A 16,021-nucleotide genomic window follows, 5' to 3' on the forward strand; every position below is an offset into this window, starting at 1 on the left:
TGTTCACCGACCCGACATGCCATGTACCTTTCAATGAGTCGACGCGTGTAGAAATCTCAAGCACGTTCTACGCGCGCAGAGTTGGCGCCCGCACCGCCTCTACCCCACCCCCTCATGGAGGTTCGCCGGATGCTTGGATCCAGCAGATCCCGCCACAGACTCACCACCGCCCTGGCCGGGTTCGCACTGCTCGTCACGGGAGCCGCCCTCCAGGTCGGCACAGCGGCCGCCCCCGCTCACGCGGCCACCACCTACCGGGTCCTGTTCGACGACGGCCACGCCGAGGAGGCCGGCAACGCGGACTGGATCATCTCCACCAGCAAGCCGGACCCGCTCGCCCAGGACTCCTCCCCGTCCTCGGAGACGGACTGGACCGGTGCTCTCTCCTCGTGGGGCGTCGCCCTCCAGAAGACCGGCAGCTACAGCATGAAGACCGCGACGAGCGCGCTCACCTACGGCGGTTCGTCGACGACCGACCTGTCGAACTTCGACGCGCTGGTGCTGCCCGAGCCGAACACGCTGTTCACGACCGCCGAGAAGACGGCGATCATGAACTTCGTGAACAACGGCGGCGGACTCTTCATGATCTCCGACCACACGGGGGCCGACCGCAACAGCGACGGTGAGGACGCCGTCGAGATCCTCAACGACCTGATGACGAACAACAGCGTCGACTCGACCGACCCGTTCGGCTTCTCGATCGACTCGCTCGACATCAGCTCCGGCTACCCGGCCGCCATCAGCGACAGCAGCGACCCGGTGCTGAACGGCTCCTTCGGCACCGTCACCAAGAGCCTGATCGCCGACGGCACCACCGCCACCCTCAAGCCCTCCGACAACTCCGCCGTCAAGGGCCTGGTGTACCGCAGCGGCTACTCCGGCAACACCGGCGCCTTCTTCGCCACCAGCACCTTCGGCAGCGGGCGGGTCGCGTTCTGGGGCGACAGCTCCCCGATCGACGACGGCACCGGCCAGTCCGGCAACACGCTGTACGACGGCTGGAACGACAGCGGCGCCACCAACGCGGCCCTCGCCCTCAACGCCACCGCCTGGCTCACCGGCGCGAGCAGCGGCAGCAGCGGGGGCGGCGGAGGGGGTGGCGGTGGTACCTGCACCTCCGCCCAGCTCCTCGGCAACCCCGGCTTCGAGTCCGGCAACACCACCTGGACCGCGAGCAGCGGTGTCATCACCAGCTCCAGCAGCGAGGCGGCCCGCACCGGCTCCTACAAGGCCTGGCTCGACGGCTACGGGTCCGCCCACACCGACACGCTGTCCCAGTCGGTGACCATTCCGTCCGGCTGCTCCGCGACGCTCAGCTTCTATCTGCACGTGGACACCGCGGAGACCACCACCAGCACCGCCTACGACAAGCTGACGGTCACCGCCGGATCCACCACCCTGGCCACGTACTCCAACCTCAACGCGGCCTCCGGATACGTCCTCAAGAGCTTCGACGTCTCCTCCCTGGCCGGCACCACGGCCACCATCAAGTTCACCGGCGTCGAGGGCTCGACCCTCCAGACGTCCTTCGTCGTCGACGACACCGCGCTCAACGTGAGCTGAGCGGGACGGACGGTTCCGGCAGGCCCGCCGGAACCGTCCGCTCCACCGCGTTCCAGCCGGAGACCCGCACCCGGGGTGTCGAGCCGTGCAGGTCGACGGTCCGGTAGGTGGCCGTCAGGGTCGCCGACTCGCCCGGCCACAGGCTGACCTCGTTGTCCGACCACCGGACCGGCAGCACCGGCCTGCCGTTCGCGTCGACCAGATGGACGTCCGTCAGCAGGGCCGGGGTCTTCCCGGTGCCCGTGTTGCGGACGGTGACCGTGGTGGTCGACGTGCCGTCGGCGTCCGTCGTCGACGCCGTCGCGGTGACCGGTACCTGGGCCATCGAGGACAGCCCCCTCAGGTCCGCGCTGCTCGTCGTCGGCGTGTGCCACCAGTCGGTCTTCGCCCAGTCGAGGGTGTCCGGCTTGGTGGAGAGCCAGTAGACGTTGCGGCTCACCTCCTTCCCGTCCGCGTCGGTGAGGACCAGCCGTGCCAGGTAGGCGGACGACAGCCCGGTCACCGACGCCGGCAGCGTGAGTGCGGTGGTGTGCGCGCCGTCGCCCTGGACCGAGACACCGGTGACGGTCTTGTCGTACTTCTCGGTGCCGTCGGGGTTGAAGAGGGTGGCCCGCGCGGTGAGCCCGGAGGCCGGCGTGTGCCGGTTGTTCAGCACGACGACCGAGCGGGTGTCGTAGGAGTACTGGACGTGCAGGGGCTCGTTGGCCTTCTTCGCGCCGAAGTAGGCGCCGCCCTGGTCGAGGTACCGGTCCATCAGCTGCCAGTGCAGGGACGTCCAGCCGCTGTTGAACATCCAGTACACGACCCCGGTGGACGGCTTCGAGGCGTCGGTCTGGTTGCGGCCGTACGCCTCGTACTGGGCGCGGACGTTCTCGTACTGGGCGAGCTGGGCCTTGCGGACGTAGTCGGTGAGGCTCGTCGGGGCGCCGTAACGGCCGGTGAGGGCGGCGTCGTAGATCTTCAGGGTGCCGAAGGTCGCGGACGGCGAGCGGTGGTACTGCTTGGCGTCCGGGTTCTTCCAGAGGGTGTCGAGTTCGGCCGGGGTCATCATCCGGCGCAGGGTGTCGAGGGTGGGGATGTCCGGGCCGGCGCTGGTCTCCGAGTTGAAGCCGGTGGCGCCGCCCTCGCGCTTGGCGTACCAGTAGCCCGGCGGGACCCAGTCGTAGGGGCCGGTCATCTTCATGCCCGAACTGCCCAGCTGGGGAGCCGACTTGTCCGAGGCGGCGGGGACCACCGGGACGGTCCAGTCGGCGGCGGCCAGGGCGTCCAGATAGTTCTTCTCGATCTTCGCGTCGGGCGCGGCGTCGCTGCCGATCAGGAAGGAGATCACGCTGGGGTGGTCACGCAGCCGGGCGGCCTCGGCGGCCATCGAGGCCTGGGCGACCTGGTAGTCGGCGGCGGTCCACTTCTCGCCGCTCTCGCCGCTGTTGGTCTGCCCCTCCCACTTGTCGCAGCACTCCCAGCCGGGCAGGGTGAGGACGCCGAGGCGGTCGGCGAGGTCGAAGAACTCGTCGGGCTCGATGTGGCCTTCAAGGCGGATGGCGTTGAGGCCCAGGTCCACCGCGTACTTGAGGCGGTCCTCGGCATAGGTGCGGTCCCAGCGCAGGAACTCGTCCGGTGACCAGCCGCCGCCCTTGATCAGCAGCCGCCGGCCGTTGATCGAGTACTGGCGGGCGCCGTCGGAGTTCAGCGGGGCCCGGACGTCCCGGATGCCGAAGGTCTCGTGGGCGGTGTCCGAAGCCGTCCCGCCGACGGACGCGGTGAGGTCGAGGTCGTGGAGCGGCTGGCTGCCCATCCCCGCGGGCCACCACACCTTCGGGGAGGTCAGGTGCAGCCCCGGGGTGTCGGCGGGGGTGAAGGTGACGGTCTTGCTCTGGTGCGCCGCGAGCTCCACCGACCTGGTGAGGGGCACCCCGGCGACGGTGCCGGAGACCTCGGTGGTGACCGGCGCGTCCGAGTCGTTGCGGGCCTGTGCCTTCACCGTCAGGTCGGCCGTCGCGAGGGACGGCACCGCGAGCTTCGTCACCACGTGCGCGTCGCGCAGCGCGACCGGGCCGCCGCGCCGGACCAGGACGTCACGGACGATGCCCATGTTCTGGTCGGGCGGGGGCTGGAGCCAGTCGAGCCAGCCCATGGTGAGGTTCTTGTTCGGATTGTTGGGCTGGATGCGGAAGGCGACCGTGTTGGTGCCGGCCTTCACCAGCGAGGTGACGTCCAGCTCGTGACGGGTGTAGGCGCCGGTGACGTCGGCGGTGGTCGCGACCTGACGGCCGTTCACGTACACGTCGGCCGCCGAGATCACCCCGCTGAAGTCCAGGTAGGTGCGGTGCGAGGGGTCCGTGACAGTGAAGTCGCTGCGGTACCACCAGGGGACCTGGAAGGGCGACTTGGGGATCTTCTGGAGGTTGGTGGAGACGAAGGGGTCGGCGTAGACGCCGTCGGCGAGGAGTGCGGCCAGGACCGTGGAGCGGGGACCCGCCGGGTACCAGCCCTGCGTCGGGTAGCCGGGGGAGGAGACCGCCGACGCGGAGTCGCCCACCTCGGCCGTCGACCGGATCGCGTAGCCCGACAGCGGGGTCTCGGACCCGGCGGCGGACGGCACACGGGTGATCCGGGCCTGCCCGTGGGCCGGGTCGCGGGCCCCGGCCCAGGCGCTGGTGTTGAGTGAACAGAGCAGTCCCAGGGCCACGGCGGCCGCGGCGAGACGGTGTCCGGGGGCACGGCGAGGGAACACGATGGTCTCCAGGCTCGTAAAGTTAGGAAACTTTACTAACCCGGCTCAAGCTAGGGTGCCGCGGAGGCCGTGTCAATCACCGTGGTGCCCGCGCGAGTTGGTGCCGCCGTTCTCAGGAAGCGCCCGACCTGCGCTCGAACACCAGGTCACGGGCGGTGCCCAGGGCCGTGGCCACCGCGCCGAGCAGTACCGCGTCCTCGCCGAGCCGGCTGGGCGCCAGCTTCGGGCGCAGCGGTGTGAGGGCGCGCAGATGCTCCCGTACGGGGCGCAGCAACAGGTCGACGCTGTGGCCGACACCGCCGCCGAGGACCACCAGGTCGGGGTCGAGCACGGCCGCGGCCGCGGCCACCGTGTGCGCGATCCGCTCGCCCTCGAGGCGTACCGCCTCGACGGCGGCCGGGTCGCCCTGGCGGGCCGCGTCGAACACGGACTTCGCGGTGAGCTGCCCGGTCATCCCCAGCCGCCGCGCCGTCTCGACCACGGCGACCCCCGACACCGCGTCCTCCAGGCGCTCGGCTCCCCGCTGCTGCCCCGGCCAGGGCAGGAAGCCGATCTCCCCGGCCAGCCCGTGCGCCCCGGTGAACAGCCGCCCCTCGCTGACGACACCCATCCCGAGTCCGGTGCCGATCATGATGTAGGCGAACAGCCGGCTGCCCGCTCCGGCGCCGAACGTGTACTCGCCGAGCGCCGCGAGATTGGCGTCGTTGTGCACCTCCAGCGGAACGCCCAGCTCCTCGCGCATCCGGTCGAAGAGGCCCGCGCGCCCCCAGCCCGGCAGATGCATCGCGTACCGCACCCGCCGCTGCCGCTCGTCGTACACGCCCGGCGTGCCCACCACCCCGTGCACCACCTCGGCCGGGTCCACCCCCGAGTTGGCGACGACCTGCCGGGCGGTCGTGACCAGCAGGTCGGCCATCGCGACCGACCCCCGGGCCCGGTTGCGCACGTCGGAGCGGGCGACCAGGGTGCCGTCGAGATCGGCGACCGCCACCCGCAGCCAGCTCCGGCCGACGTCGACGCCGAGCGCGTACCCGGCCGCCGGATCGGGGGCGTACAGCACGGCCGTGCGGCCGCGCTCCGGGGCGTGGGTGCCGACCTCGTGGACCAGTCCCGCGGACTCCAGAGCGGCCAGCGCGCTGGACACGGTCGGCTTCGACAGCCCTGTGTCGCGGGCGAGTTGGGCGCGCGAGGCCGAACCGAGCATGCGCAGCCGGTCCAGCAGTAGCCGCTCGTTGGTGCTGCGCAGGCGCTGCCGGCTCCAGGGCTGGTCCTGCTGCTCTTCGACGTCGCTGGCGGCCATCACACCATTCTCACCGATTCCCGACGCATACTTGACGCATCTAGTAAGGCTCCTTAACTTTATCGGCCATCCCGCCGAGTCGGCCCCCGCCCGTCGTACGCGCCTCGCCCGCTTCCCCCGTGTCTCGCTCAGGAGCCCCCATGTCTGCTGGTCCCGGTAGTCCCGTCGTCTCGGGCAGTGCCCCGCCGACCGGCGGTTTCGTCCGCCGCGTCGGCCTGTTCCAGGCCACCGCCATCAACATGAGCCAGATGTGCGGCATCGGTCCGTTCGTGACCATCCCGCTGATGGTCGCCGCGTTCGGCGGACCGCAGGCGGTGATCGGCTTCGTCGCGGGCGCGCTGCTCGCGCTCTGCGACGGCCTCGTCTGGGCCGAACTCGGCGCCGCGATGCCCGGCTCCGGCGGCAGTTACGTCTATCTGCGCCAGGCCTTCCAGTACCGCACCGGACGCCTGATGCCGTTCCTGTTCGTGTGGACGGCGATGCTCTTCATCCCGCTGATCATGTCCACGGGCGTGGTGGGCTTCGTCCAGTACCTGGGCTACCTCGCCCCGGGCCTCGGCCAGACCTCCGGCGACCTGATCGGGCTCGGTGTCATCGCCCTGGTGGTACTCCTGCTCTGGCGCGGCATCGAGCACATCGCCAGGATCACCGCCGTCATGTGGACGGTGATGATCGCCTCGGTGCTGCTGGTGATCGCCGCCGCGGCGAGCGACTTCAGCCCGCACCTGGCCTTCACCTACCCGGCCCACGCCTTCGACCTGACCAGTGACCACTTCTGGCTCGGCTTCGCCGCGGGCCTGACCATCGGCATCTACGACTACCTCGGCTACAACACGACCGCCTACATGGGCGCCGAGATCAAGGACCCCGGCCGCGTCCTGCCGCGCTCCATCCTCTTCTCGATCCTCGGCATCATGGCGATCTACCTGCTGCTCCAGATCGGCACGCTCGGCGTCATCGACTGGCACCGCATGACCAACCCGGACGACATCGCCTCGACCTCCGTGGCCTCGGCGGTCCTTGAGAAGACCTGGGGCAGGGGCGCCGCCGACACGGTGACCGTGCTGATCCTGATCACGGCCTTCGCCTCGGTCTTCACCGGCCTGCTCGGCGGCTCCCGGGTGCCCTACGACGCCGCCCGCGACCGGGTCTTCTTCCGCCCCTACGGGAAGCTGCACCCGAAGCACCGCTTCCCGATGCTGGGTCTCGCGACCATGGGCGTGATCACCGCGATCGGCTTCCTGATCGGCCGCCACACCGACCTGGCGACCCTGATCCAGCTGCTCACCACCGTGATGGTGATCGTCCAGGCGCTGGCCCAGATCGTGGCGCTCACCGTGCTGCGCCGCCGGCAGCCGGCGCTGAAGCGGCCGTACCGCATGTGGCTCTACCCGCTGCCGAGCATCGTCGCCTTCGCCGGCTGGTGCGTGATCTACGGCTACGCCGACCGGAACTCCCCGGGCCGTCACCCCATCGAGTGGTCCCTGGCCTGGCTCGCCCTCGGCTGCGTGGCGTTCCTGATCTGGGCCCGGCTGGAGAAGGTGTGGCCGTTCGGAGCGAAGGAGATCAGCGAGGAGTATCTGGCGCCCGACGAGGCGGTCGTGGTGTAGGCTCGCCACCACACGTAAGCCTCACCCGACGGCCAACTCCCGTCGGGTGAGGCTTTTTTCATGACCGAACTCACCGAGGCGGACGTCGTCGTCCGTCCTGCCGTCCCCGGGGACCGACCCGTCGTCGAGCGTCTGTGGCTGATGTTCCGCCACGACCTGTCCGAGTTCCGTGAGCTCCTGCCGAGGCCCGACGGCTCGTTCCGCGACGACCGCGTCGAGGACGCCTTCTCCTCGCCCGACTGGGCGCCCTACCTCTTCGTGCGGGGCGAGCATCCGGTCGGCTTCGCGTTCGTCCGGGCGCTCGGCTCGCCCGTGCGGGTGCTCAACAGCTTCTTCGTGGTACGCGGCGCACGGCGGACGGGCATCGGCGTGGCCGCCGTACACGAGATCCTCACCCGCCATCCGGGCCGCTGGGAGATCGCCTTCCAGTACGAGAACCCGGGCGCCGTCGCCTTCTGGCGGCGGGTCGCGGCCGAGGCCGCGGGCGATGCCTGGACGGAGGAGCCACGCCCGGTGCCTGGCCGGCCGGAGCTGCCGCCGGACGTGTGGATCTCGTTCGACCTGAACGACTGAGCGAGCGCCCGACCCGCCTGGTCGCCACCTGGGCCGCGCCCGAACGCGAGGGGGAGCCGGACCGGCGCTCCCGGGTCACCTTCGACATCCGGCCGCACGCCGACATCGTCAAGCTCACCGTCACCCACGAGGGCCTGGGCGACGAGGACGAACTGCGCGCCGTCTCGTCCGGCTGGCCTGCCGTGCTGTCCGACCTGAAGTCCCTCATCGAGACCGGCAGCCCGCTCCCGCAGGAGCCCTGGCTGGTCCCCGGCCACTGAGCGGACGTGCGGCGGGGCCGGTCCGCCGTCATCGGACCGGCCCCGCGTCCTCCCTTCCAGGGGATGCCGGTGTGCCTAGGTCATAGGCGTCCGCTTGGCCGCCGAAGCGGCGCACACCAGCCCGAGGCAGAGGGCCAGCGCGCCGATGATGACGTTGTTGATGATGACGCCCTTGTCCGGGCTGGTGCCGACCACCCAGGGGGCGATGATCATCCAGATGCCGATGGCGCACATGGCCCAGCTGAGGCCGTACATGCGCTCCGGGGCCCTGGTGAAGCCCAGTGCCAGCAGGCCTATCGCTATGCCCATGATCAGGTTGTGGGCCACGAGCGCGGGCTGGCTCGCCGTGTAGTGGAGGATCCACGGGGACGCCGCGCAGTACAGACCGAGCAGGAACACCGGTCCGTCCACGAGCGCCACATCACGGCCGCCGAGCATGCGGGCGTAGCGCTCCCGCATCTCGGAGACATCGGGGTGGCTGGATATGTCACTTCTGCCGTGCGAGACGTTGGCCATGACTCGTCTCCTTTGACTTGCAGGCCTGACCGCGTCTGGTGCATGCGGTATGCGCCACTAGACAACATTCTGCTCTTATTTCTTCTTTATGTGTAGCTCAGTCGCGCTCCCGGGCCCGCCGGAAGCGGGCGAGGCCGTCCGCAAGATCGACGATCGGCTCCGGGTAGTCGAACGCGGCCCGCTCCGGGCCGTCCAGCTTCCACGGCTCGTGCACCTTCGCCCCCGGCAGCCCCGCCAGCTCCGGCACCCAGCGCCGGACGTACGCGCCGTCGGGGTCGTAACGCCTCGCCTGGACCACCGGATTGAGGACCCGGTTGGGGCGGGAGTCGGTGCCGGTGCCCGCCACCCACTGCCAGTTGAGCTGGTTGTTCGCCACGTCCCCGTCGACCAGCAGCTCCAGGAAGTGCCGGGCGCCCACCCGCCAGTCGACGTACAGCGTCTTGGCCAGGAAACTCGCGGTCAGCAGGCGGCCCCGGTTGTGCATCCAGCCCTCGTGCCGCAGCTGGCGCATCGCCGCGTCGACGATCGGGTAGCCGGTACGCCCCGCACGCCATGCCCCGGCGTCCTCGTCGGCGGCAGGCCCGGTGCGCCAACGGTCGTGCTTCGTACGGTAGTCGGCCGTGGCCGCCGCCGGCCGCGCGGCCAGCACCTGCCGGTGGAAGTCCCGCCACGCCAGCTGCCGCACGAACGCCTCGGCGCCCGGGCCGCCCGCCTTCCGCGACCGGTGGACCAGCTCGACCGGGGAGAGCGTCCCGAAGTGCAGGTGCGGCGAGAGCCGGGAGGTCGCGTCGCCGGCCAGGTCGTCGTGGCGGTCCTCGTACGACCCGATACCCTCGCGCAGCCAGGCCGCCAGCCGCCTGCGGCCCTCCGTCTCGCCACCGGCGGCCAGGCCCGCCGACACGCCGGACAGCCGGTCGCGGTCCGGCAGCGGCTCGGACCCGACCCCGTCCGGCACCCGGACCAGGCGCGGCGCGGCCACCGCCTCCCGCAGCGGCTGCCGCGACCACTGCCGGAAGTACGGCGTGAACACCGCGTAGTGCTCCGAGCCGGCCGGAGTCACCGCGCCGGCCGGGACCGCCGCGGTCACCGCGTCGTGGACGTGCAGCCGCCGGCCGTCCGCCTCCAGGGCACGGCGCAGCCGCTCCTCCCGGCGCTGCGCATGCCCGCTCACGTCCGCCGCCAGGTGCACCGCGCCGGCGTCCGTCTCGGCCGCCACCTTGCACACCTCCTCGACGAGGTCACCCGAACGCACCACCAGCCGGCCGCCGCGCTCGCGCAGCCCCGCGTCCAGCTCGCGCAGGCAGTCGGCGAGGAACGCCAGCCGGTTGGGTGCGGCGAAGCCGGCCCGGTCCACCGCTCGGTCCCGCACGAACAGCGGCACCACCTCGCGCGAGCCGTCCACGGCGGCCCGCAGCGGCGGCTGGTCGTGCAGGCGCAGGTCGGCGGTGAACAGGACGACCGAGACGTTCACGGGGCGGCTCCGGGGTGGTACGGCGGGAGGCTGCGAAGGCCCCACGCTCCCACTTCCCCGCGCCCCGGCGGCGGACCGCTGCCGGCGCCGTTCCGGCGTTTCCGGCATGTCCGCGTCGATCCGGGGCAGCCGCACGGAGAGGCGGAACCGATTCGGGAGGTGCAGGTCGCCATGGGCGCGAGGGTGCTGGAGCGATTTCCCGCCGGGGCTCCCCGGGGCTCGTGGCCGGCCGAGGAGTACGCGGCGAAGTGCCGGGCCCGGGGCGGGCGGGCCACCATGGTGATGGACCTCGGCACGGACGCCTTCCTGGTCGTGGTACCCGGCCCGGACGACGACCGGCCCCCGTCGGCGGCGGGCGCGTCAGCCGGGGAGTGACTGCTCGGCCCAGATGGTCTTGCCCCGCTCTCCGTACCGCGTCCCCCAGTTCTGCGCGAGCTGGGTGATGAGATAGAGACCGCGACCGCCCTCGTCCGTTTCCTGGGCCCGCCGCACATGGGGCGAGGTACTGCTGCCGTCCGACACCTCACAGATCAGGCCGCGGTCCCGGATCAGGCGCAGCGTGATCGGCGCACCGCCGTACCGCAGCGCGTTCGTCACCAGCTCGCTGACGATCAGCTCGGTGGTGAACGACTCCTCCGCCAGCCCCCACCGCGCCAGCTGGCACGCCGTCAGCTCCCGCGCCCGGCCGACCATCCTCTCGTGCGCCTCGATCTCCCAGGTGACATGGGAGTCCGCGGCCAGACCGGTCATCCGGGCCACCAGGACGGCCACGTCGTCCTGGTGGCCCGGCGGCAGCAGTTCGCGGACCAGCGTGTCGCACACCTCCTGCGGTGCGGCCGACGCGGGCGTGCGGGAGAGGGTGGTGCGCATCCGGCGCAGCCCGATGTCGAAGTCCTGCGCACGGGACTCCAGCAGCCCGTCGGTGTAGAGGACCAGGAGGTCACCGTCGTCCAGGGAAATCTCGCGCTCCTCGAACACGACACCGCCGAGGCCGAGGGGCGGGCCGCCGGGCAGGTCCACGAAGTCGACGGCGCCGTCCACCGAGACGACCGCCGGCGGCGGATGACCGGCGCGCGCCAGCTGGCACAGCCGGGACACCGGGTCGTACACCGCGTACAGGCAGGTCGCCCCCGTCACCAGGGACACCTCGTCGCCGCGCTCGTCGAGGAACCGGTTCATCTGTTCGTCCAGGTGGGCGAGGAGCTCCACCGGGGACAGGTCGAGATCGGCGAGGGTGCGTACGGCGCCGCGCAGTCGGCCCATGGTCACCGCCGACTGCAGGCCGTGCCCGACCACATCGCCCACCACGAGCGCCACCCGCGCCCCGGACAGCGGGATCACGTCGAACCAGTCCCCGCCCAGCCCGGTGTGCTCGCTGGCCGGCAGATAGCGGGACGCCGTCCGTACCGCCGACGGCGACGGCAGCCGCTGGGGGAGCAGACTGCGCCGGAGGGTGAGGGCCGTCGTCCGCTCCCGGTGGTAGCGGCTCGCGTTGTCGACGCACACCGCGGTGCGGGTCACGATCTGCTCGGCGAGCAGCACGTCCTCGGGTTCGAACCGGCGGGGGCTGCGGGAGCGCATGAAGACGGCGGTGCCGAGGGCGACACCCCGGGCGAGCATGGGGACGAGCAGCCACGAGTGGACTCCGGGGCCGGCGCCCGGTGGCAGGCGGGGGCCCGCGGTGCCGGGGCGCAGCTGCTCGTCCGCGAGGAGCACGGGCTCACCCTTGGCCAGGGCGTCGAGAAACGGTGAGCCGGGTGCCGTCGCCGCCGTGTCGAGCTCGCCCACCCGCACCGCCGGAGCCCCCTCGGTGTCCGTGTCCTCGACGGCTCCGCCGCGGGCGGCCCGGCGGAGCACCGGGTGGCGCGGCCGTGCGTCGTCGGCGGGCTCCCCGTCGGAGAAGACGGAGTCCAGCAGGTCGACATGGCAGGCGTCGGCGAACCACGGCACCGATACCTCGGCCAGTTCCCGGGCCGTCTGCCAGAGATCCAGGGTGGTCCCGATCCGGGTGCCGGCCTCGTTGGCCAGGACCAGCCGCTCACGCGAGCGGACCCGCTGGGTCACGTCGGAGATCACATGGGCCAGCGCGATCACCGTCCCGGCCGGGTTCCTGAGCGGCAGGATGGACTCCGACCACACGTAGTCGTTGGGCGAACCGGGTACGGGATGGCCGACGACCTCGGTGTCGAGCAGCGCCTCGCCGGTCTCCAGCACCCGCCGCTGCCGCTCCTCCAGGGCGTCCAGGTCCAGCAGACCGGGCGGGGCCATCTCGCGCATCGTGTGCCCGCTGTACGCGGCATCCCGGAACACCCCGGCGCGCCGCTGCGCGAGGTTCTGGGCGACGAACCGCAGCCGGGTGTCGAAGAGGTCGATGTGGAAGGGGATGTCGGTGAACAGTCCCTGCAGCAGGGCACGACCGAATTCGTACGTGCGGTACGACTCGGCACCCGCCCCCTGCACGAGCCACCGCTGCTCGCCGTCCGCGGAGGTGAGGGGGCGCACCCAGACCTGGACGTGGACCGGTTCTCCGCCGCGCCGTCGCAGCGCCAGCGGTCCCTGGCGGACACCCTCCGCCCAGCGCCGGACGACGTGCGCGGCATCGGCCGGGTCGTGGAGCAGCTCGGCCGCGGGCCGGCCCAGCACCGCCCGCGCCGGCCGGCCGAGCAGTTCCTCGGCGCCCGGGCCCCAGGCCACGACCCGGCCCTGTGCGTTCAGCAGGACCTCCGCCTCGCCCCCGGGCTCCGGGAGCTCGCCGCGGTCGTCGAAGGTGATGTCGCGCATCCTCACCTCGGGCACATCCGTGCCGGACTCGGGATGTGGTGGTTTGTGATGATTGCGCAATAGATGATACCTGCGCATGCGAGGGCCGCCCCCGGCGCGCTCGGACGCCGGACGGGCCCCCGGCGCGCCCGGACGCCGGACGGCCGCACTCCGGCGCCCGGACGGCCGCACTCCGCCGCCGGGGGGTGTCGGCCCGTCGTCCGGATTCTTGACCGCCGCTTCCGGCTCCGCGATGCTGTGTTGCGGAACACGAGATGTGTGCCGTATTGGGCAACATCTCGCCGCCTCTGTCAGTCGAGGAGTGGCCATGTCTCAGCAGGTCCGTGCCGTCGTCGCGCGGAGCAAGGGTGCCCCTGTCAGTCTGGAGACCATCGTCGTGCCCGACCCCGGTCCGGGCGAGGCAGTGGTCAGGATCGAGGCCTGCGGGGTCTGTCACACCGATCTCCACTACCGCGAGGGCGGGATCAGCGACGACTTCCCGTTCCTGCTGGGGCACGAGGCGGCGGGCGTCGTCGAGGCGGTCGGCGACGGGGTGACCGACGTGGCACCCGGTGACTTCGTGATCCTCAACTGGCGTGCCGTGTGCGGCCAGTGCCGGGCCTGTCTGCGCGGGCGGCCGTGGTACTGCTTCGCCACGCACAACGCCGAGCAGCGGATGACCCTCACCGACGGGACGGAGCTCTCGCCCGCCCTCGGGATCGGTGCCTTCGCCGAGAAGACGCTGGTGGCGGCCGGGCAGTGCACCAAGGTCGACCGGCGCGCGTCGGCGGCGGCCGCCGGGCTGCTGGGCTGCGGCGTGATGGCGGGCATCGGTGCCGCCCTCAACACCGGCAGTGTCGGCCGCGGCGACAGCGTCGCCGTGATCGGCTGCGGAGGCGTCGGCGCGGCGGCCGTCCTCGGCTCGCACCTGGCCGGCGCGGCGCGGGTCATCGCCGTGGACATAGACGACCGCAAGCTGGACACCGCACGCAGGCTCGGCGCCACCCACACGGTCAACTCCAAGGAGTCCGACGCCGTCGACGCGGTGCGCGAACTGACCGGCGGCTTCGGCGCCGACGTCGTCATCGAGGCGGTGGGCCGCCCGGAGACCTACCGGCAGGCCTTCTACGCCCGCGACCTCGCCGGCACCGTCGTCCTGGTCGGCGTGCCCACCCCCGAGATGAAGCTGGAGCTGCCGCTGCTGGACGTCTTCGGTCGCGGCGGGGCGCTCAAGTCGTCCTGGTACGGGGACTGTCTGCCCTCCCGGGACTTCCCGATGCTCATCGACCTGTACCTGCAGGGCCGCCTCGACCTGGACGCCTTCGTCACCGAGACCATCGCCCTGGACGGGGTCGAGAAGGCCTTCGAGCGCATGCACCACGGTGACGTCCTGCGCTCGGTGGTGCTCCTGTGACGGACTACCGCGGTCTCTGACCGCCCCGCCGACGAAGCGGCCCTGCCCCGGTGACGGCACCGGGACAGGGCCGTGGTCGCGCTGTGTACAGGGCCTGTTCGCCCTGCTCACGCGCGCTTTCGAGGGTGCCTCGGGGTGCCCGGGGGGCCGCTGTCGGGGCCCGGGCAAACCGGCGCGTGAACTCCTTGACAACGCTTCGCGGCGGCCCGCAGACTGGCGTTGCGCTAACCGCAATCCGTTTCGCTATACGCACCGAGGTGTCATGATGATTCCCGCGTGCCGTCTCGCGGATCTGCCGCGAGGCGAGGCCCACCGGCTCGACATCGAACCGCCCGTCTCGGTGTTCCACACCGATGACGGCGAGCTCTTCGCCATCGACGACACCTGCACCCACCAGGACGCCTCGCTCGCCGACGGCTGGCTGGAGGGCTGCGAGGTGGAATGCCCCCTGCACGCCTCCAAGTTCGACCTGCGCACCGGCGCCGTGGACGCACCCCCGGCCAAGCGCCCGGTCCGCACCCACGAGGTCGTCGTGGAGGACGGAACGGTCTACGTCCGGCTGTCCGACGAGACCCCCAACCTGCCGCCGTGCGTCAGTGCCCGCCTGGCCGGGGGCGCGGCGTGAGGACCGTGGCCGTGGTGGGCGCCTCGCTGGCCGGGCTGTCGGCAGCGCGCTCGCTGCGGCGGCAGGGGTACGACGGCCGGCTGGTCGTCGTCGGCGACGAGCCTCACCGCCCGTACGACAGGCCGCCGTTGTCCAAGGAGTTCCTGGCCGGAACCCTCGGCGAGGCCGACCTGGCGCTGGAGCGCGACGACGAGGAACTCCACGCCGAGTGGCTGCTCGGGACCCGCGCCACCGGGCTCGACCGCACCGCGCGGGCCGTCCGGCTGGCCGACGGCCGCGAGGTCCGCGCCGACGGCCTGGTCATCGCGACCGGCGCCGCCGCCCGTACCCTGCCCGGTGCCGAGGGCCTCGCCGGCGTCCACACGCTGCGCACCCTCGACGACGCCCGCGCGCTCCGGGAGGACCTCGCGAGGGGCGGCCGCCTCGTGGTGATCGGCGGCGGGTTCGTCGGCGCCGAGGTCGCCTCCACGGCGTACGCCCTCGGCCTCGACGTCACCGTGATCGAGGCGGCCCCGACCCCGCTGGCCGGACCGCTGGGGGAGGCCATGGGTGCCGTCGTCTCCGCGCTCCACGCCGACCACGGGGTACGGCTGCTGTGCGGCGTGGGCGTGAAGGGGCTGAGCGGCGAGCGCCAGGTGGAGGCCGTGCTGCTGGAGGACGGCCGCAGTGTGCCCGCCGACACCGTCGTCGTCGGCGTGGGGGCGCGCCCCTGCGTCGAGTGGCTGGAGGGCTCCGGCGTCGTGCTCGACAACGGCGTGAAGTGCGGCGCCGACGGGCGCACCAGCGTCGCCGGGGTGGTGGCCGTGGGCGACTGCGCCAACTGGTACGACCCGCACACCGGCGGCCACCGCAGGGTCGAGCACTGGACCGGCGCGCTGGAGCGACCGGACACGGCCGTCGCCACGCTGCTCGCGCAGGGCGCGCGGGAACCGGGGGCGCCCCGGCCGCCGTACTTCTGGTCCGACCAGTACGGCGTGAAGATCCAGTTCGTCGGTCACGCTGCCGGGGCCGACAGCGTGACGGTCGAGGAGGGCTCGACCGACGACCGCAGCTTTCTCGCCGTGTACCGGCGGGCGGGCCGGCAGGTCGCCGTGCTCGGGATGAACCAGCCGCGGCTGTTCACCCGCGCCCGCAAGCAGTTCGGCACCGCCGCGTCCTGACCCGGCGCCCGCACCACCCCACCGATCCACGACGT

Annotated in this window: 13 protein-coding genes; 8 read left to right on the top strand and 5 right to left on the bottom strand. The window is 72.0% G+C overall.

What is annotated here, in order from left to right:
- Positions 1 to 129: 129 nt before the first annotated feature.
- A complete protein-coding gene (locus ACFWPS_RS27065) occupies positions 130 to 1,563 on the top strand; it encodes a hydrolase (protein WP_383708920.1) in 1,434 nt (477 codons plus the stop codon).
- On the opposite strand, the gene ACFWPS_RS27070 is transcribed toward ACFWPS_RS27065, so the two are convergent.
- A complete protein-coding gene (locus ACFWPS_RS27070; protein ID WP_383708922.1) occupies positions 1,550 to 4,297 on the bottom strand; it encodes a sugar-binding domain-containing protein in 2,748 nt (915 codons plus the stop codon). The two genes, ACFWPS_RS27065 and ACFWPS_RS27070, sit on opposite strands and share 14 nt — an antisense overlap.
- Positions 4,298 to 4,409: 112 nt before the next feature.
- Complete coding sequence (locus ACFWPS_RS27075; RefSeq protein ID WP_383708924.1) at positions 4,410 to 5,597, bottom strand: ROK family protein; 1,188 nt, start codon at positions 5,595 to 5,597, stop codon at positions 4,410 to 4,412.
- A 140-nt stretch (positions 5,598 to 5,737) separates the two neighbouring features.
- On the opposite strand from ACFWPS_RS27075, the gene ACFWPS_RS27080 reads away from it, so the two are divergent.
- Genes ACFWPS_RS27080 through ACFWPS_RS27090 form a run of 3 tightly spaced genes read left to right on the top strand, consistent with a single transcriptional unit; the run spans position 5,738 to position 8,040 of the window.
- A complete protein-coding gene (locus ACFWPS_RS27080; protein ID WP_383708926.1) occupies positions 5,738 to 7,207 on the top strand; it encodes an APC family permease in 1,470 nt (489 codons plus the stop codon).
- A gap of 60 nt (positions 7,208 to 7,267) precedes the next feature.
- Positions 7,268 to 7,780: a GNAT family N-acetyltransferase gene (locus ACFWPS_RS27085; protein ID WP_383708927.1), complete on the top strand. Its 513-nt coding sequence runs from the start codon at positions 7,268 to 7,270 to the stop codon at positions 7,778 to 7,780.
- Entirely contained in the window at positions 7,753 to 8,040 is a 288-nt protein-coding gene (locus ACFWPS_RS27090; protein ID WP_383708929.1) for an SRPBCC domain-containing protein, read from the top strand. The genes ACFWPS_RS27085 and ACFWPS_RS27090 overlap by 28 nt, the downstream gene beginning before the upstream one ends.
- A 75-nt stretch (positions 8,041 to 8,115) precedes the next feature.
- Here the strand turns inward: ACFWPS_RS27090 and ACFWPS_RS27095 are convergent, their stop codons facing one another.
- Entirely contained in the window at positions 8,116 to 8,556 is a 441-nt protein-coding gene (locus ACFWPS_RS27095; protein ID WP_383708931.1) for an SPW repeat protein, read from the bottom strand.
- 97 nt (positions 8,557 to 8,653) lie between these two features.
- Positions 8,654 to 10,027 (bottom strand): cryptochrome/photolyase family protein, encoded by a 1,374-nt coding sequence (locus ACFWPS_RS27100; protein WP_383708932.1) that lies wholly within the window; start codon positions 10,025 to 10,027, stop codon positions 8,654 to 8,656.
- A 171-nt stretch (positions 10,028 to 10,198) separates the two neighbouring features.
- Here ACFWPS_RS27100 and ACFWPS_RS27105 point away from each other — a divergent pair, with 171 nt between their 5' ends.
- Positions 10,199 to 10,402, top strand: coding sequence for a hypothetical protein (locus ACFWPS_RS27105; protein ID WP_383708934.1), 204 nt, complete (start codon positions 10,199 to 10,201; stop codon positions 10,400 to 10,402).
- On the opposite strand, the gene ACFWPS_RS27110 is transcribed toward ACFWPS_RS27105, so the two are convergent.
- Positions 10,388 to 12,808 carry a SpoIIE family protein phosphatase gene (locus ACFWPS_RS27110; RefSeq protein WP_383708936.1) on the bottom strand — a complete coding sequence of 807 codons (2,421 nt, stop codon included), beginning with the start codon at positions 12,806 to 12,808 and terminating at the stop codon, positions 10,388 to 10,390. The genes ACFWPS_RS27105 and ACFWPS_RS27110 overlap by 15 nt on opposite strands.
- Positions 12,809 to 13,115: 307 nt before the next feature.
- On the opposite strand from ACFWPS_RS27110, the gene ACFWPS_RS27115 reads away from it, so the two are divergent.
- From ACFWPS_RS27115 to ACFWPS_RS27125, 3 genes are all read left to right on the top strand, one after another.
- Positions 13,116 to 14,201 (top strand): S-(hydroxymethyl)mycothiol dehydrogenase, encoded by a 1,086-nt coding sequence (locus ACFWPS_RS27115; RefSeq protein WP_383708938.1) that lies wholly within the window; start codon positions 13,116 to 13,118, stop codon positions 14,199 to 14,201.
- A 262-nt stretch (positions 14,202 to 14,463) separates the two neighbouring features.
- Positions 14,464 to 14,826 (top strand): bifunctional 3-phenylpropionate/cinnamic acid dioxygenase ferredoxin subunit, encoded by a 363-nt coding sequence (locus tag ACFWPS_RS27120; RefSeq protein WP_383708940.1) that lies wholly within the window; start codon positions 14,464 to 14,466, stop codon positions 14,824 to 14,826.
- Positions 14,823 to 15,986, top strand: coding sequence for an NAD(P)/FAD-dependent oxidoreductase (locus ACFWPS_RS27125; protein WP_383708942.1), 1,164 nt, complete (start codon positions 14,823 to 14,825; stop codon positions 15,984 to 15,986). Before ACFWPS_RS27120 ends, ACFWPS_RS27125 begins: the two co-directional genes overlap by 4 nt.
- The last annotated feature ends 35 nt before the right edge of the window (positions 15,987 to 16,021 follow it).

Origin of the sequence: Streptomyces sp. NPDC058457 (assembly GCF_042720695.1) — a bacterium.
Lineage (GTDB): Bacteria > Actinomycetota > Actinomycetes > Streptomycetales > Streptomycetaceae > Streptomyces.